This window comes from Chryseobacterium sp. Marseille-Q3244, assembly GCF_940807095.1.
GTDB lineage: Bacteria > Bacteroidota > Bacteroidia > Flavobacteriales > Weeksellaceae > Chryseobacterium.
Genome location: NZ_CALNWX010000008.1, coordinates 164,829 through 180,629, shown reverse-complemented (window position 1 = coordinate 180,629; position 15,801 = coordinate 164,829). Strand labels below are relative to the sequence as shown.

The following is a 15,801-nucleotide window of genomic DNA, read 5'->3' as shown; positions in this document are numbered from 1 at the left end:
CGTATTAAAATTGAATGTTTGCCCCCAGTAAGAATGTTCTTGCCTGTGGATAGTAAGCTCTGTCAACTCCGATAATATCTTGTTCAGAATTATTTCTTCCTGCAATTTCCGGATCATATCCAGTATATTTTGTAAAAGTGAAAAGGTTTTCTCCGGTGATATATAATCTCACTTTACTCATTCCAAATCGGCTGGTAACGTCTTGAGGAAGTGTATACCCCAACTGAATAATTTTTATACGTACATAATCTCCTTTCTGAAGGTAATAGTTAGACATCCATGAATAATTATGGTTAGGATCATCCCTGGTCACTCTCGGACTTGTATTGGTAGAACCCTCTCCTGTCCATCGGTCTAAAATCTTTGTCTGATAATTCGCGTCAAGAATATCCAGTCTTCTTAATCCCTGGAAAATTTTGTTGCCAGCTTGCCCTTGAGCAAATATCATGAAATCAAAGTTTTTATAATTCATATTAACGGTAAGCCCAAAGGTATATTTTGGAATAGAACTTCCTAAATTCATTTTGTCTTCTTCATCAATTTTACCATCACCGTTATTATCCTGCCAGATAAAATCTCCTGGTTTAGCATTAGGCAACAGCTTACCACCACTAGCATTTACATAGGCATCAATTTGCGCCTGATTTTGAAACACACCACTGTAGGTCTGTCCGTAAAAAGATCCGTAAGGCTGCCCTACCGCGACTCTTGATACAGCTCCCATCGTCTGGAAAGAGGCAAGATTGAAATAATCAATATCATTCTCTAATCGCAAAACTTTGTTTTTGATTGTTGCAAAATTTCCGTTTACAGATATACTGAAGTCTTCCCAATTCTTTTTATATCCCAATTCGAGTTCCAATCCTGAGTTTTCCATATCCCCTACGTTTGACCAAGGTAAATTAGGAACCCCTACATAACCGGGAATGTTGATCTGTCTTAAAATATCAGTCGTTTTCTTCTTATACCAATCTGCGGTAAGAGTGAAATTATTGAATAGCTTAAAGTCTGCAGCAATATTCAGCTGGCTGGTTTGTTCCCATTTCAGATTTGGGTTTTCCAATGTGCTCGGAGCATATCCTATAATGATATTATTTCCTGAATTGGTATAGTTACTTCCTGAAACCATAAAACTTGCGAATCTGAAGTTCTCCATTTCATCATTTCCTAAAACACCATATCCTCCTCTTAGTTTCAAGCTATTAATCACCTTATTTTCTGGCCAGAAATCTTCTTTATGCGCATTCCATCCTAAAGACATAGACGGGAAAGTTCCCCAATGCTGGTTGGTGGCAAATTTTGAAGACCCATCTCTACGAATGGTTCCTGTAAATAAATATTTATCAGCATAATCATAAATAATTCTACCAAAATAAGAAGCTTTACGGGTTTGAATCCCATCCCACCCTTTGGCTGTAATATCATCCTGAGGAATATCAAAATTAAAAGAAGCATCCTGCCAGCTATCAATAGGTAAATTACTGTAAGTTAAGCTGGCCCCACCTGATACATTATATCGATATACTCCTTGTCCTATCAAAATGCTTAAGTTGTGATCCCCAAATTTATTCTGATAGGTCAATGTATTTTCCATGCTCCATTCAAACTTATTTTCATCCACTTTGTTCAGACTGTTGAAACCTGTATTTCTGTAGTTGGGGCTTAAATAATATTTAGGAGTAAAGGTGCGGCTTCCCCAATACGATTTTTTACCATTTAAACTTGACTTGAAGGTAAAATGGTCAAGAAACTTAAGCTCAGCAAAAACATTTCCTACAAAATCATCAGACCAGTTGTAATTTCCCTGCTGAATGGAACGAAAAGCTCTTGGGTTCGTCATTTCATTGTTTACATACCGCGAAATCCCGTACGGATTACCATTGGGATCACGAATGATATAAGGATCTGTGTAACCACTTGGATCTACCTTCGACCAATCTGTAACCACTTCCGGTGTAATTGGATCCAGGTTCACTGCAGAAGCTAAAGGCCCTCCATATTCTTCATTAGCACTTACTCCCTGAGATTTGGTATGAGTATAAGCAAACGTTTGTCCTAACGTTAAATAATCTGTAACCTTGTGAGTGGAATTGAATCTGGCATTGATTCTTTTATAGTAGGATATATCAGTCATTACAATACCCGTCTGATCAAAATATCCAAACGATGTATAATAGCTTGATTTATCATTACCTCCGGTAATACTTACTTCATGAGAGGATTTTTCTCCTGTTCCAAAAATAGTATCCTGCCAGTTTGTACCTTTTCCAAATGATTCAGGATTGTTGAAACGTGGAACCTGTCCATCATTTACAAAACCTTCATTAATAATTTTTGCATACTGAGTGGCATCCAGAAGGTCCAATTTTTTAGACGCATTTGAGAACCCATAAAATCCATTATAAGAAAGTACCAGTTTCCCTTTTTTCCCTTTTTTTGTGGTAACCAGAATTACCCCTTTTGCAGCAGAAACTCCATAGATTGCGGATGATGCCCCGTCTTTCAACACTTCAATACTTTCTATGTCAGACTGGTTAAGCCACCCGATATTATCTACTACAATACCATCTACTACCCATAACGGACTATTACTTCCGGCTCCAAAACTGGTAATACCACGGACTCGAACCGTTGCAGCAGCACCGGGCTGCCCGGAATTGGTAACGACAGAAACCCCTGCAGCCCTTCCCTGTAATACCTGTTCCGGCTTACCGGTTGGGATGTTTTCTATGTCACTCGCTTTAATACTTGCGATAGCTCCGGTTACATTAGACTTCTTCTGAGTTCCGTAACCAATGACTACAATCTCATCTATTTTATTCTCTTTAGAAAGCGTGTCCTTTTTTGTCTGGCCACTGAAGTTAGCCGTAAAATAGAGGACGGCGATCACTCCTAAATTTCTCGATATTCTTACATTCATATACAGCTATTTGTTTTAATTCTCAAATTGAGACAATAAAAATATATTTTTTTTCAATTAATTAACATTATATTAATAAATATTTTGAAATTTCGTTTATTATTGAGGGTTAAAAGCCATATCTTCGCATCAATTATTCACAAAAAGCTCTAAAAATTCAATAAAGTTAACTCCCGAAATGACCGCTAAGCTTTCTAAAATTTCTCTTCCGTTAAAACTGACCTTCCTTATTTTCTCTATGGTGTTAAACTGTATGGGACTTATTATTCTTCAGCTTGCAGATACCAATATCACCTATGGAGAGCTCGGATTTTTGGAATCTTTTAAAGACCTTCCTATTGCATTTATCTCTCTGTTTGCCGTAAGCTTTATCAATAAAACAGGATCAAAAAGAGCATTGATTGCTGCTTTGGCCATCGTAGGATTTTGTTCTTGCCTGCTTCCTTTTATAGAAGAATTTTGGTTTTATAAAGTATGGTTTGCTATTATCGGAGCTTGTTTTGCAATTGGGAAAATATGTGTATTCGGAATCATCAGAAATAATATTTCGGATGAAAAATCTTTAGCCAAAACGATGAACAGTGTGGAAGCGTCCTTTATGATAGGGATCTTTGCAGTAAATACAGGTTTTGGATGGCTCATCTCCAGCCAGTATTCTGAATTCTGGAGATTTGGATTTCTGTTGATTGCCGCCTTATCAGCTGTAACCATATTCCTACTTTCAAAAGCAGAAATAACAGAATCTAAGCCATCGGAAAGCAAAAGTATTTTCGTTGAATTATCCGGATTCACAACCCCTGTGGTTGCTTTATTTCTTGCCGTGATCTTCTTTATTGTTTTTGTAGAACAAGGATTCAATTCGTGGCTTCCCTCTTTTTATAAGAACCATCTGAAAGTGAATTCATTTTTTGCACTCCAGGCAACCTCCTTCCTATCCCTTTTCTCCTATGCAGGAAGAACCGTTACTGCTAATATTATCCGTAGATTTTCACTATCAAAATATTATATCACATGCATATCCCTTATTATTGCTTTATTGCTTGTAATTTTAGGAATTCAGTATTTTGATTCTGAAGATTCTAAAATGATTCTCTTTCTGTTTCCAGTGATAGGATTATTTCTGTCACCACTCTATCCGGTTGTCAATTCAAAAATGATTGCTTTAGTAGATAAGGAAAAGATCAATCTGTTTACCTCTCTTATTGTTATTTTCTCTTCTCTGGGAAGTTCCGTGAGCTCCATTATTATGGCTATACTCTTTGGAAAGCAGCTATTAAACTTTTATCCATTATATATTTTATGCTCTGTAATTCTTCTTTTTGTGATTAGTTTGATATATTTTAACGTCTCAAAAAGAAAATATAGAAAATAGTTTTATTTTTACAACCATGAAAATCAAAGACACAAAAAGTAAAGAAACACTTCAGGAACTGATCGACACCAAGGATTTCGTTGCTCATATTTCTGTAGACTGTACGATATTCGGATTTCACAATAACATTCTGAAAGTATTGTTATTGAAGTATCACGATCTGGATCTGTGGTCGCTCCCAGGTGGTTTTGTTTTCAATGATGAGGATCTTAGGGAAGCTGCAGAACGGGTTTTGTACGAGCGAACCCATCTTAAAGATTTGTTTTTAAAACAATTCCATACGTTTGGAAGGATTGACCGTACAGAAAATAATGTTCACCAAATCCTCCTTAGAAATAAAGGGATAGAAGTACCGGAAGATCACTGGATCTTTCAAAGATTTATTACGGTAGGCTATTGCAGCCTTATCGATTTTTCATTGACCAATACTTTTCCGGATGCTTTTAATGAAAGCTGTGAATGGTTTGAAGTGAACAATCTTCCCAAAATGGCTTTCGACCACGACAGGATCATAGAAACCGGACTGGAATACCTTAGAATGAATATCAATACCGAAGTAGCAGCCAGTAACCTTCTTCCTGAAAAATTTACCATGAAGGATCTTCAGGCTCTTTATGAAACTATTTTAGGGCAGAAATTCAGAAGAAATAATTTCCAACGAAAAATATTAAGCCTCAATATTCTTGACAGATTAGAAAAACTATACGACGGTTCTGCTAATAAAGCTCCGTACCTCTATAAATTTAAAACTGAGGTACACAATGCCACTAATCAGTACCCTATCTCCAATGATGAGGAAACTTAAAATGTTAATTTTATCCCTTAAACAGGAAAAAACAGCATTATCTCTTTGAAAACCAGTCTTTAGATAAGTTTTCAAAAAAATTTCTCAAACACCACGAAAAATGTTATTTTTAACAAAATCAAAAAATCATGTCATATTATCCTCTTACAAGCATCCCTGATTATTATGGAATTGATGCTTTACTTACTGAAGAACACAAACTGATCCGCCAATCTATCAGAGACTGGGTTGAAAGTTTTGTAATGCCGCAGATAGATCAGGCAGCTCAAAATCATACAGATCTTCCCGGTCTTATGAGAGAACTAGGAAAAATAGGAGCATTAGGTCCATATATTCCGGTTGAGTATGGTGGTTCCGGATTAGATCAGATATCTTATGGTCTTATTATGCAGGAGTTGGAAAGAGGAGATTCTGCAGTTCGTTCTGCAGCTTCTGTACAGAGTTCTTTGGTTATGTTTCCCATTAATGAGTTCGGTTCTGAAGAGCAAAAGAAAAAATACCTTCCAAAGCTTGCTGCAGGAGAAATGATTGGTTCTTTTGGATTAACCGAGCCTAACCATGGTTCTGATCCGAGTTCTATGGAGACTTATATCAAAGATATGGGCGATCATTATCTTTTGAATGGGGCTAAAATGTGGATCACGAATTCTCCTCTTTGCGACATTGCAGTGGTATGGGCAAAGAATGAGGAAGGAAAAATACAGGGAGTAATCGTTGAAAGAGGAATGGAAGGATTCACTACTCCGGAAACACACAATAAATGGAGTTTAAGAGCTTCAAAAACCGGAGAATTGGTATTCAATGACGTAAAAGTTCCTAAAGAAAACCTACTTCCGGGAGTAACGGGGCTAAAAGGTCCTTTATCTTGTCTGAACTCTGCCAGATACGGAATTTCATGGGGAGTAATCGGAGCAGCTATTGACTGCTACTGTACAGCTGTTCAGTATTCTAAAGAGAGAAAGCAGTTTGGTAAGCCTATCGGTTCTTACCAGCTTCAACAGAAAAAATTAGCTGAATTCTTAACTGAGATTACAAAAGCCCAGTTACTATGTCTTCAATTAGGAAACCTTAAAAATGAACATAAGGCAACTCCAGCACAAATTTCAATGGCTAAACGTAACAACGTAAAAATGGCGATTGACATTGCAAGAGAATCAAGACAGATTCTGGGAGGAATGGGTATCATGGGGGAATTCCCGATGATGAGACATGCTGCCAATCTGGAGTCTGTTATTACTTATGAAGGAACTCATGACGTTCATTTGTTAATCACCGGTTTAGATATTACAGGTATCAACGCTTTCTAAGAAAAGTAAAATATAAAACTGAGAGTCTGGTCTTTGGATTAGGCTCTTTTATTTTACTCACCTTCCAGAGAATTTAATATTCAATGAATAATTGTTATTGTCTGAATATTTTTGTGAATTTATTAAAGTTATTACCTTAACACTATTAAAAAATCACTATATGAAGAAAATAACAACTTTTTTAATAGGACTTACAGCTCCATTCTACTTTGCTCAACAGGCAGGAGACCTTGTAAGCGCCGAACAGAAACTGGATTTAACGCCGCAGGGAGTTATTAATTTTATTGCCAATAATCTTGGTGAACAAAATGCTCCGGACTTTGTAAATTATCTGAATGGTTTCAATGTGGGTTTAAAAGGATATAAAATAACCTATTATACCAAAAATGAAAACAATATTCTTGTAAAAGCAACAGGTCTCCTGATGTATCCTAATGTCAATATGAAACTTTCCACCGTAGTTTCTGACCACGGAACTACTGATAGCAGGCATAATGTTCCTTCCAATTTTAAAGGAACACTGACAGCTGGATTTGTTGTAGAACTTTCTTATGTTCTCAACGGCTACATTTTAATGGCTCCCGATTATGTAGGAATGGGTGACGGAGATGGTGTACATCCTTATGTAGATTATGCTACTGAAGCGGGTGCTACGATTGATTTTGTTACTGCAGCTAATAAAGCACTGACCCAATTGGGAGTAAAACGGTATGATGAATATTTCTTAGCAGGCTATTCACAAGGGGCTCATGCAGCAATGTCTACTCTAAAAAGGCTGAACGTTTCCAATCCCGGCAACCTGAAATTTAAGTATGCTTATATGGGAGACGGACCTTACGACATGTCGGAAACCACTTTAAAGAAAGGTGTTTTAGAAAAAGATATTTATCCGTTTAGTTCCTTCCTGGCCAATGTTCTTCACAGCTGTAACAATACAGGATATAAAACATATACTAATGATATTTCGGAAGTTATTTCCGCAGAATATCTTGACAAATACAATTATCATGTTGTTCAGGACAACGGAGGTCTGCTGTGGGGACCGTTTCTATGGAGAAAAATGTTCACAACCAATTTTGTGAATGATGTGACCAATAATCCCAATCATAAATTCAGACAATGTCTGAAACCTAAAGATGTATACGACTGGTATAATAAAACTCCTATGACGCTAGGCCATTCTACAGTAGATTTAGCCATTCCACCTGAAAATACTTCCAAAACTATTGATGTACAACGTGGTTATTATGCATGGTGGGATCTGAATAAATATAAACTGGACTCTTTCTACTGGGGACCTATCGGGCATGTAGGAGGTATTGTTCCATTTGTTCTGGCTTCTAATGCTAAATTCAACACCTTAAGAAGCGGCGGTCTTTTTAATCAATGGGCTGTAGTGGGATCTATTTTTGGAAAACAGTCAACAGCATCTTCATCAGAAACGCCTACTCTATTTTCCTCCCAGATAAAACCTGACCTCGGAAATATGCAGTTGATTGAAGTTACTGATTTCAATACAGAAAATGCTAGCAGCAGATCAGCAAATGATCGTAGCTTAACCACTTTAAAAGATGGTGTATATCTGTTAAAAGTATCGGAAAACCATAAGGATAAAATGCTTCCATACATCAAGAATACTCCTAAAGAAGTGGCTGAAAATGAAGTTGTACAATCGGAAAACAATTCAGTTTTAAAATTAAAGATTGATGAGAACGAGCTTTTAGCGGTTCATATTTTTGATGAAAATAAAAATCTGGTTCAAACCATTTCCAAAGATCAGTATCAGGAAAACAATGGCATCAACTTACAAGATCTGGATACACAGAAATATACATTCGAAATAGTGACCTCCTATTATAATCTGCAGTTCAATAAAAATATTGGAAGTAACAAACTGGAAAACAGTACAGATATCTTTGCTCAGAACAAACAGATCAGAGCCAGAGCTAATAATAATATTAAAAATATCAGCATATACAGTATCTCAGGAACTTTACTCCTTCAGCAGGAAGTGAATTCGCAGCAATTCGAATCAAAAAACATGGAACAGGGAGTTTATGTAGTACAAATGACTCTTTCCAATGGAAAAACAATCAATAAAAAAGTTAAACTATAGCATCAATCCTTTTTATATATCATTTTCAAGTTAATTTTGGCACTCCAGCAATGGAGTGCTTTTTTGATCAACCAACTATTTTATTTACAATAATTTATCTTCCACAGATTACACGAATTTCCAAGGCGTTTACGATAATTTAAGCCATTAAGCTTCTGTTTAAGGATTAAGAAAAGTGAAGATCATAGCTAAAAACTATTGGTTAAGCTACCTTCCCTGTCATCTTTGATGAAACTTAATTTTACTTAAAATCTTATTAAATCATAATGGTTTAAATTTATGCTATTCTTTAACAAAGCATCTCATTCTGTAAAGAATAATTCTAACAATAAAAATTAGAAATACAATTTCACAACTTTCATATAAAATAAAAATAAAACACTATTAAACAACAACATACACCAAAACAAACCTAATTTTTAAGGTCAAAAAATGATAAAATCAATAAAGCAAGTAAACTGATTTTTATCAATTATTTTAAATTATTCTAAATAAAATTAGTTATCTTATCTGTGGCCTCCTACCTTTGCCGGAAGAATAATGCCAGATGGTACCAAACGATCCTCGATTCCCTTTTAAAACACAAATTTTCACATTTTTATTTCTCACTGCATTTTCAACAGCTCAATCGCAAGACCGGTCTGCGACTGTTTCATTTGAAATAAAAAAGAATCATTCTGAACCGGCAGCCGATTCAGAAATTAAAATTCTATCCGCTAAAACTATATACTCCGCCTCTACCAACGATAAAGGTGTTGCAGTTATTTCTGTTATCCCCGGTCAGTATACTATTGAAATTCATAAAAATAATATCGTTCAATATTCTGGTAAGATTACCATCACAAAACCTGAAGTATTTACCTTTTCACTGGCAGACAAAATCAATTCTATTGAAGAAGTGATTATTACAGCCAAAGAAAGTAAGGGGCTAACTTCATCTTCTGTCATCAATCAGCGTGCTATGCAGCATTTGCAGCCTTCCAGTTTTACAGATCTTCTGGAACTTCTTCCGGGAGGACGATCCGGAGACCCAGTTCTGAATCAGGTGAATAAAATAACGCTTCGTGAAACAGGTAACCCTGGCAATGATTACAATACTTCTGCCATGGGAACTACATTTCTGGTAGATGGTGCTCCATTGAACTCCGGGGCTAACCTTCAATATACCTATGATTTTTTAGACAAGAGCAATAACGGACTGAAAAGACGGCTCAATCTAACAAGCGGTGTAGATATGCGAAGCATTTCAACAGACCAGATTGAAAAAGTGGAGATTCTGCGTGGGATTCCTTCAGTAATTTACGGAAATCTTACCTCCGGAATTGTTAAAATCACCAATAAATCAGGATATACCCCATGGAAATCCAGATTTAAAGCAGACGGTTACAGTAAATTATTTGCTATTAGCAAGGGATTTGAAGATAAGGAGCAAAACCTAAAAATCAATGCCGGAATTGATTATCTGAATGCTAAATCTGATCCAAGAGACCAGCTGGAAAACTATAAAAGAATTACAGCCAATTTTGCTTTAGCAAAAGAAAAACAACGCAATCATGGCATATTCAGATGGCAGACCCATTTGAGTTATACAGGTTCACTGGATGGTTCAAAGACCGATCCGGATGTAGACCTATCTCAATTAAATTCATATGAAGTCAACAATCATTTGGTAAGCCTTTCGAATGTATTTAATTACACAAAAACAGAACCTTCTTTTTACAGATCAACAGAGATTCAGGCAACAGTCAATCAAAGATTTGACAAAATAAAACAAACCAAATTTATCCAGTTGGAAAACGCCACTGCTTTCCCACTTTCAAGAACTGAGGGTGAATACGATGGTTATTATCCTGAAGCTCGATACATTTCAGACTATACGGTAGATGGTAAACCGCTTGATATTTTTGTGAAAATGGTTAATAATTTCCAATGGAATTTTAAAGCTATAAAAAATGAAATCAACACAGGATTCGACTGGCAATTAAGCAAAAACTGGGGTCAGGGACAATTATTTGATGTTTATAAGCCTATAGATCCTAAAGCAACCTTCAGACCACGCGCCTATCGTGATGTTCCGGCCTATTCTACTTCTGCCTTGTTTTTAGAAACGATCAGCACGGCAAATCTTGGTCAGCATCAGCTGGCATTAGCATTGGGATTAAGAGGAAACTCAATGCTGAATCTTCCTACTCAGTTTAAAATGAACGGAAAAGTATATCTGGACCCAAGAATCAACCTTCAATGGAATCTTCCGGAATTCAGCCTGATGCATAAAAAGGCTCAACTTGCATTAACATTAGGCTATGGTAAACAGAGTTTATTCCCGGACCTTAATCTGCTATACCCGGAATTGATTTATAAAGATATCCAGCAACTCAATTATTTCCATTCTAATCAGAATTATAGAAGAGTGAACTATAAAACGATGATCTATAATCCTCAGAACCCGGAAATAGAGCCTGCTGTCAATGAAAAGTTTGAGGCAAGGATCGATTTTAGCCTTGGGCTTCATCAATTATCCGTAACTGTTTTTAAGGAAAAGATGCACAACGCATTCCGGTCTATGAATGAATATGCTGGCTATCAATATAAAAAATACGATACCTCTGCTCTTAACCACGAAACCATAACTTCTCCACCAGATGTCAACACACTTCCCTATCAGCTTATAACAGAAAACTTCATGTATTCTGCCCAGCGAAATGGAAGTAAAATAGACAAGGAAGGGGTGGAATTTCAATATTCTTCCAACAGAATACCTGCCATTAATACAAGATTTACATTGAGTGGTGCCTGGTTTCGTACAAAATATGGGAACAGCCTGCCAGCCTACAAAAGACCTGATCTATTGATTAACGGGAGACCTTATCCTTATCTTGGTCTTTATAATGGAATGGAGCCTAATTCTGTAAACGAAATACTGAATACAAATCTGATGATGGATACCTACATTCCAAAGTTAGATCTGATCTTCTCTACCTCTTTCCAGTTTTCATGGTATTCGATGAGAAAACTAGATCCGATGAACGGAATTCCAAGCCATTATGTAGATCAAAACGGTAATATATTCCCATTCGACCCTGGTACAGCCAGAGAAACCATTCTTGAAAGATTGATTATTGCTCAGAATGGGGACCGGTATAACGCTACCAGAAGACCATTGGAAGCCAATCTTAATCTTAAGGTAACCAAAAGCTTCAGAAATAAGACTGTTATCGTTTCCATGTTTGCCAACAGACTTTTTAGTTATTACGCTCCTTATAGCGTTAATGGATTTACGATCAACAGAAAAGGGACTTATGATCCGTATTTCGGGATGGAGATCAATTTCAATTTATAACAATTTCAAACCAATAAGTTATGTTAAAACAATTATTTAGAACACTATTACTATTGTGTGCTGTATTAAGTCTTGCGGCATGTTCGTCAGATTCCGATGCCCCTGAAACTCAGGCACAAACTACGTTAAACCTTCAGCTGAAAGTAGTTCCGGAAAACATTCAGGTCAAAGAATATAAAACTCTTACGATAAGCTTTAAGGAATTGAATACCGGTTTTACAGCTACTGAGGTGCTTAAAAACACCAATTCTCTGAAAAAGGTTCTTCCAACGGGAACTTATAATATTACTGTGGAAGGAAGCATTATCTATACTGATAATTCGGTGGCCATAGAAGCAAAAGTAGGTGGAGTTCAGACCAGTGTTGTCATCAATGGCACTGAACAGACCAAAATTATTGACATTTCAATGAAAGCAGGAAGCAGCGACCTTATCCTTGAAGAAGTATTCTTTACGGGAACTAAAACTCCACAAGGAGCCATGTATTTTGGTGACCAATATTTTAAAATAACCAATAATACAGACAAAACATTATATGCTGACGGGATGTTGCTGATACAATCTGCATTTATGACGAATGAAAAGCAGGATTACAGTCCTAATATTATGGGAACCACATTTTCTGCCGGAGCCATCATCAGAATTCCAGGAAATGGAACAACGTATCCGGTATTACCTGGAGCCTCTATTATCATTGCAGAAGATGCCATTAATCATAAAGAATTCAATCCGTCATCCATCAATTTATCTCACGCTAATTTCCAGATCTTCAAGGAAGACTCTGATGATATTGATAATCCTGCAGTCCCTAAAATGGTAAATGTATTTGAAAAAATGGTGATCCACACGCAGGGATATTATGCTTACGCTTTAGCACGTATGCCACAGGGAATGACCAATGAGTCATTAATCAGTCAGAACTCATACACTTATACTTACAATCTTACTTTCGGAGGAGATGTTTATCCTATGGACGGAACAGCTGTTAAAATTCCGAACGAATGGATCACAGATGCAGTGAACTTAAGTGTACAGGATTCTTTCCTATGGTTGGTTACTTCTCCTTCTTTAGACATGGGATGGACCTCAGTAACATCTTTTGATGGTGATAAAAACCGTTTTGGAAAAGCAGTCCGCAGAAAAGTTATCGGAAAAAATGCAGAAGGTAAAGACATCTTAAAAGATACCAATAACTCCACCGCAGATTTTGAACATGGTGTAAAACCGTCATTATTCAACTAAAATGAAACATTTTCAATCCATACTGATCCTGCCTGCTCTTTTTCTTGGTTCTGAAATATATGGTCAGGACAATGATACAATCATGAAGAAGATTCGTGAGGAGTATAGCTATGAAAGGCTACTCAAAAACGACATCAACACCAATCCGGCCAATAGGTTGGGCTCAAGGAAGTATCAGATTACAGTTTTTAATATATTCACCCAAAACAATGATACTCCCAATGAAATCCAGCAAAAGGGCAAAGGAAAAAATCTCTGGGGTGCAGAAGCACGTACCCACCAGATATTGGATCCGAAAACTGTAGTTTGGGGGAATGCTTCTTATTCACAAGGAAAAAACAAGCAGGTAGTATGGAATGAAAATGCTGATTATGACATCATTTACCCTTACGTAGCAGCAGACAGTGTGGGGGGCGACATGAAGTTTGAAAATTATGCATTTTCAGGGGGATATTCTAAGAAAATCAATTCATATACCCTGGGGATTACGGGAAGTTACAGCGCTAGTTTGAGCTATCGTGATATTGATCCGAGGCCTAAAAATACTTCTGCTACCTTTTCATTGGCTCTGGGAGTTAATAAAATGATGTTTGAAAAGTTTAAAATCGGAGCTTATGTGGAAGCTGAAAAATATACCCAAAAGCATTATCTGAGTTTTGTAAGCAATCAGGGATTTCCAATGATCTACAATATGAACGGTCTGGGAAACTATAATGAACTGCTTTCAGGAAAACTTCGTCAGGCGTATTATGAGGGCTGGACTTATGGTGGTGGTTTACAAGTTTTTGAAGCAGAAAACAGATCATGGTATCTTACTGCGGGAATCAAGAAACTGAATCTTGATAAGCTTCTGACCGAATATGCAGATCTTAATGCCTCCAAAATTGATGAACAACAATTTAATTTTTCATTAGGAAAGTTTTTTGAAACAGACAGAATCTCCTGGGGACTTTCCGTCATCGGAAACCATACCAACAGAAAAGGAACTGAGAACTTATTTCTTAATGACAATTCAAGGAATTATATACAAATTGGTTCTGCAGAAAAATACACCCATCAGATAACCAATCTGGTATTAAAAGGGCTCTTAACAATGGAACATCAAGATGCAAAATCGTCTCTGATTCCTTTCTTCGGATGGATTCAGGAAAAAGAAAAGTATAACACTCCTCTTTCTATCATTGATTTAAATAAACTGGTCTACGGCGCAGATTTTCAATGGCTTAAAACACTCACAGACAAACTTGCACTTTCTATTTCTGCGGGAGTTTCTGTAACGGATGTCTATAAAAAAAATTCGGTCTTCAATATTTCCGGAAAACCTGCTATTCAGCAAATGCTACAGGAAAATTACAAATATCAGTCTTCTGACATCTGGCAGGCCAAACTTGATCTTAATTTTCATTTCAACGCTCCGGTTATTAAGAATGCTTATGTAGGGGGTAAAATGATGTACAGTAATTTCCAAAATGGTAACAATATGCTTTTTGCAGCAACCATAGGAGGTATTTTTTAAGTAAAAAATATGAAATTTTCAGATATTAAATTAATACTGCTGATAGGCGTAATTGCCCTATTTTGCATGCAACATACTTTACGAACCTACACTACAGATTATGGAGAAGTGGCAGCACAATACAAAAAACCTATACAGTATTGGCCTAAACCTTCCATAGATGGAGATGTCAACTGGAAAGAATTTGAAGCTATAGAATGGGATTCCAATTATTATGAAACCCAGGAGCTTCCTGAGGTAATGCTGGGAAAAAAACTGTTCTTTGACCCGAAATTATCCTCATCAAGTCAGGTTTCATGCAGCAGCTGCCATAATCCTGAATTAGGCTGGAGTGACGGGCAGGAAGTGGCATTAGGAAACGACCATCTGTTGGGAAAAAGAAATACACAGTCCCTTTATAATATTGCAGACAGAGCTTCTTATTTCTGGGATGGAAGAGCTAAAACGCTGGAAGAACAACTTGTTGGTCCCATCTCTGCTCACAACGAAATGAATATGAAACCGGAAAAACTGGCCGGGAAACTTTCAAAATATAAGGAATACAAACAACTTTTCAAGGATGTTTATCATACAGATAAGATTACGTTTAACCAAATTGCCAGTGCCCTGGCTACTTTCCAGCGTACTCTCAGAAGCCAGCCGAGTAAACTGGATAAATTCATTAAAGGAGATCACAAAGCCATGAGTGATAAGGAAATCTATGGGATGCACCTGTTTCGTACTAAGGCAAGATGTATGAATTGTCATTACGGTAAATATCTGACTGATGAATCATTTCACAACATAGGACTCACCTATTACCAACGTGAATATGAAGACCTTGGGCTTTATCATATTACCAACAATCCCAATGATGTAGGCAAGTTTAAAACTCCTTCTTTAAGAGATTTGAATTACACTGCTCCTTGGATGCACAACGGATTAATGGATGATCTGCATGGAGTTGTTAATTTATACAATAGCGGAATGCAAATGATTAACCCCAGTCCTGAAGAAAAGAAGGCTGATCCTAAATTTCCGGTCACTGATCAAAGGATGAAGGCATTACAGCTCAATAACGAGGAAATAGATGCCATTGTGGCTTTTCTGAAAAGCATGTCAGGAAGTTATTATAAAATGCCGAGACCTGAAATTCCAAGACAATAAATTGGGCTGGAAGAAGGAGGCTGGAAGTTATGATTGAA

Annotated in this window: 9 protein-coding genes; 8 read left to right on the top strand and 1 reads right to left on the bottom strand. The window is 36.8% G+C overall.

Annotation, left to right across the window (positions count from 1 at the left end):
* Nucleotides 1-4 precede the first annotated feature (4 nt).
* Nucleotides 5-2,920: a SusC/RagA family TonB-linked outer membrane protein gene (locus tag NBX25_RS15865; RefSeq protein WP_250254343.1), complete on the bottom strand. Its 2,916-nt coding sequence runs from the start codon at nucleotides 2,918-2,920 to the stop codon at nucleotides 5-7.
* Between the two features lie 178 nt (nucleotides 2,921-3,098).
* Here NBX25_RS15865 and NBX25_RS15860 point away from each other — a divergent pair, with 178 nt between their 5' ends.
* The 8 genes from NBX25_RS15860 to NBX25_RS15825 all read left to right on the top strand — a co-directional run bounded on the left by NBX25_RS15860 (nucleotide 3,099) and on the right by NBX25_RS15825 (nucleotide 15,763).
* A complete protein-coding gene (locus NBX25_RS15860) occupies nucleotides 3,099-4,292 on the top strand; it encodes an MFS transporter (RefSeq protein ID WP_123907889.1) in 1,194 nt (397 codons plus the stop codon).
* 16 nt (nucleotides 4,293-4,308) lie between these two features.
* A complete protein-coding gene (locus tag NBX25_RS15855; RefSeq protein WP_250254342.1) occupies nucleotides 4,309-5,097 on the top strand; it encodes an NUDIX hydrolase in 789 nt (262 codons plus the stop codon).
* Between the two features lie 128 nt (nucleotides 5,098-5,225).
* Complete coding sequence (locus NBX25_RS15850) at nucleotides 5,226-6,404, top strand: acyl-CoA dehydrogenase family protein (RefSeq protein ID WP_250254341.1); 1,179 nt, start codon at nucleotides 5,226-5,228, stop codon at nucleotides 6,402-6,404.
* A 160-nt stretch (nucleotides 6,405-6,564) separates the two neighbouring features.
* Complete coding sequence (locus tag NBX25_RS15845) at nucleotides 6,565-8,520, top strand: T9SS type A sorting domain-containing protein (RefSeq protein WP_250254340.1); 1,956 nt, start codon at nucleotides 6,565-6,567, stop codon at nucleotides 8,518-8,520.
* Nucleotides 8,521-9,067: 547 nt separating this feature from the next.
* Nucleotides 9,068-11,860, top strand: a complete 2,793-nt coding sequence (locus NBX25_RS15840; protein WP_250254339.1) for a TonB-dependent receptor plug domain-containing protein — start codon at nucleotides 9,068-9,070, stop codon at nucleotides 11,858-11,860.
* Nucleotides 11,861-11,880: 20 nt separating this feature from the next.
* Nucleotides 11,881-13,101: a DUF4876 domain-containing protein gene (locus NBX25_RS15835; RefSeq protein ID WP_250254338.1), complete on the top strand. Its 1,221-nt coding sequence runs from the start codon at nucleotides 11,881-11,883 to the stop codon at nucleotides 13,099-13,101.
* Nucleotide 13,102: 1 nt separating this feature from the next.
* Nucleotides 13,103-14,617: a DUF6850 family outer membrane beta-barrel protein gene (locus NBX25_RS15830; protein ID WP_250254337.1), complete on the top strand. Its 1,515-nt coding sequence runs from the start codon at nucleotides 13,103-13,105 to the stop codon at nucleotides 14,615-14,617.
* 9 nt (nucleotides 14,618-14,626) lie between these two features.
* Nucleotides 14,627-15,763 (top strand): cytochrome-c peroxidase, encoded by a 1,137-nt coding sequence (locus tag NBX25_RS15825; RefSeq protein ID WP_123907896.1) that lies wholly within the window; start codon nucleotides 14,627-14,629, stop codon nucleotides 15,761-15,763.
* Nucleotides 15,764-15,801: the final 38 nt, after the last annotated feature.

Bases quoted from the DNA above. Each gene is read 5' to 3' on its own strand.
- NBX25_RS15865 (WP_250254343.1), bottom strand. From the start codon at position 2,920: ATGAATGTAAGAATATCGAGAAATTTAGGAGTGATCGCCGTCCTCTAT.
- NBX25_RS15860 (WP_123907889.1), top strand. From the start codon at position 3,099: ATGACCGCTAAGCTTTCTAAAATTTCTCTTCCGTTAAAACTGACCTTC.
- NBX25_RS15855 (WP_250254342.1), top strand. From the start codon at position 4,309: ATGAAAATCAAAGACACAAAAAGTAAAGAAACACTTCAGGAACTGATC.
- NBX25_RS15850 (WP_250254341.1), top strand. From the start codon at position 5,226: ATGTCATATTATCCTCTTACAAGCATCCCTGATTATTATGGAATTGAT.
- NBX25_RS15845 (WP_250254340.1), top strand. From the start codon at position 6,565: ATGAAGAAAATAACAACTTTTTTAATAGGACTTACAGCTCCATTCTAC.
- NBX25_RS15840 (WP_250254339.1), top strand. From the start codon at position 9,068: ATGGTACCAAACGATCCTCGATTCCCTTTTAAAACACAAATTTTCACA.
- NBX25_RS15835 (WP_250254338.1), top strand. From the start codon at position 11,881: ATGTTAAAACAATTATTTAGAACACTATTACTATTGTGTGCTGTATTA.
- NBX25_RS15830 (WP_250254337.1), top strand. From the start codon at position 13,103: ATGAAACATTTTCAATCCATACTGATCCTGCCTGCTCTTTTTCTTGGT.
- NBX25_RS15825 (WP_123907896.1), top strand. From the start codon at position 14,627: ATGAAATTTTCAGATATTAAATTAATACTGCTGATAGGCGTAATTGCC.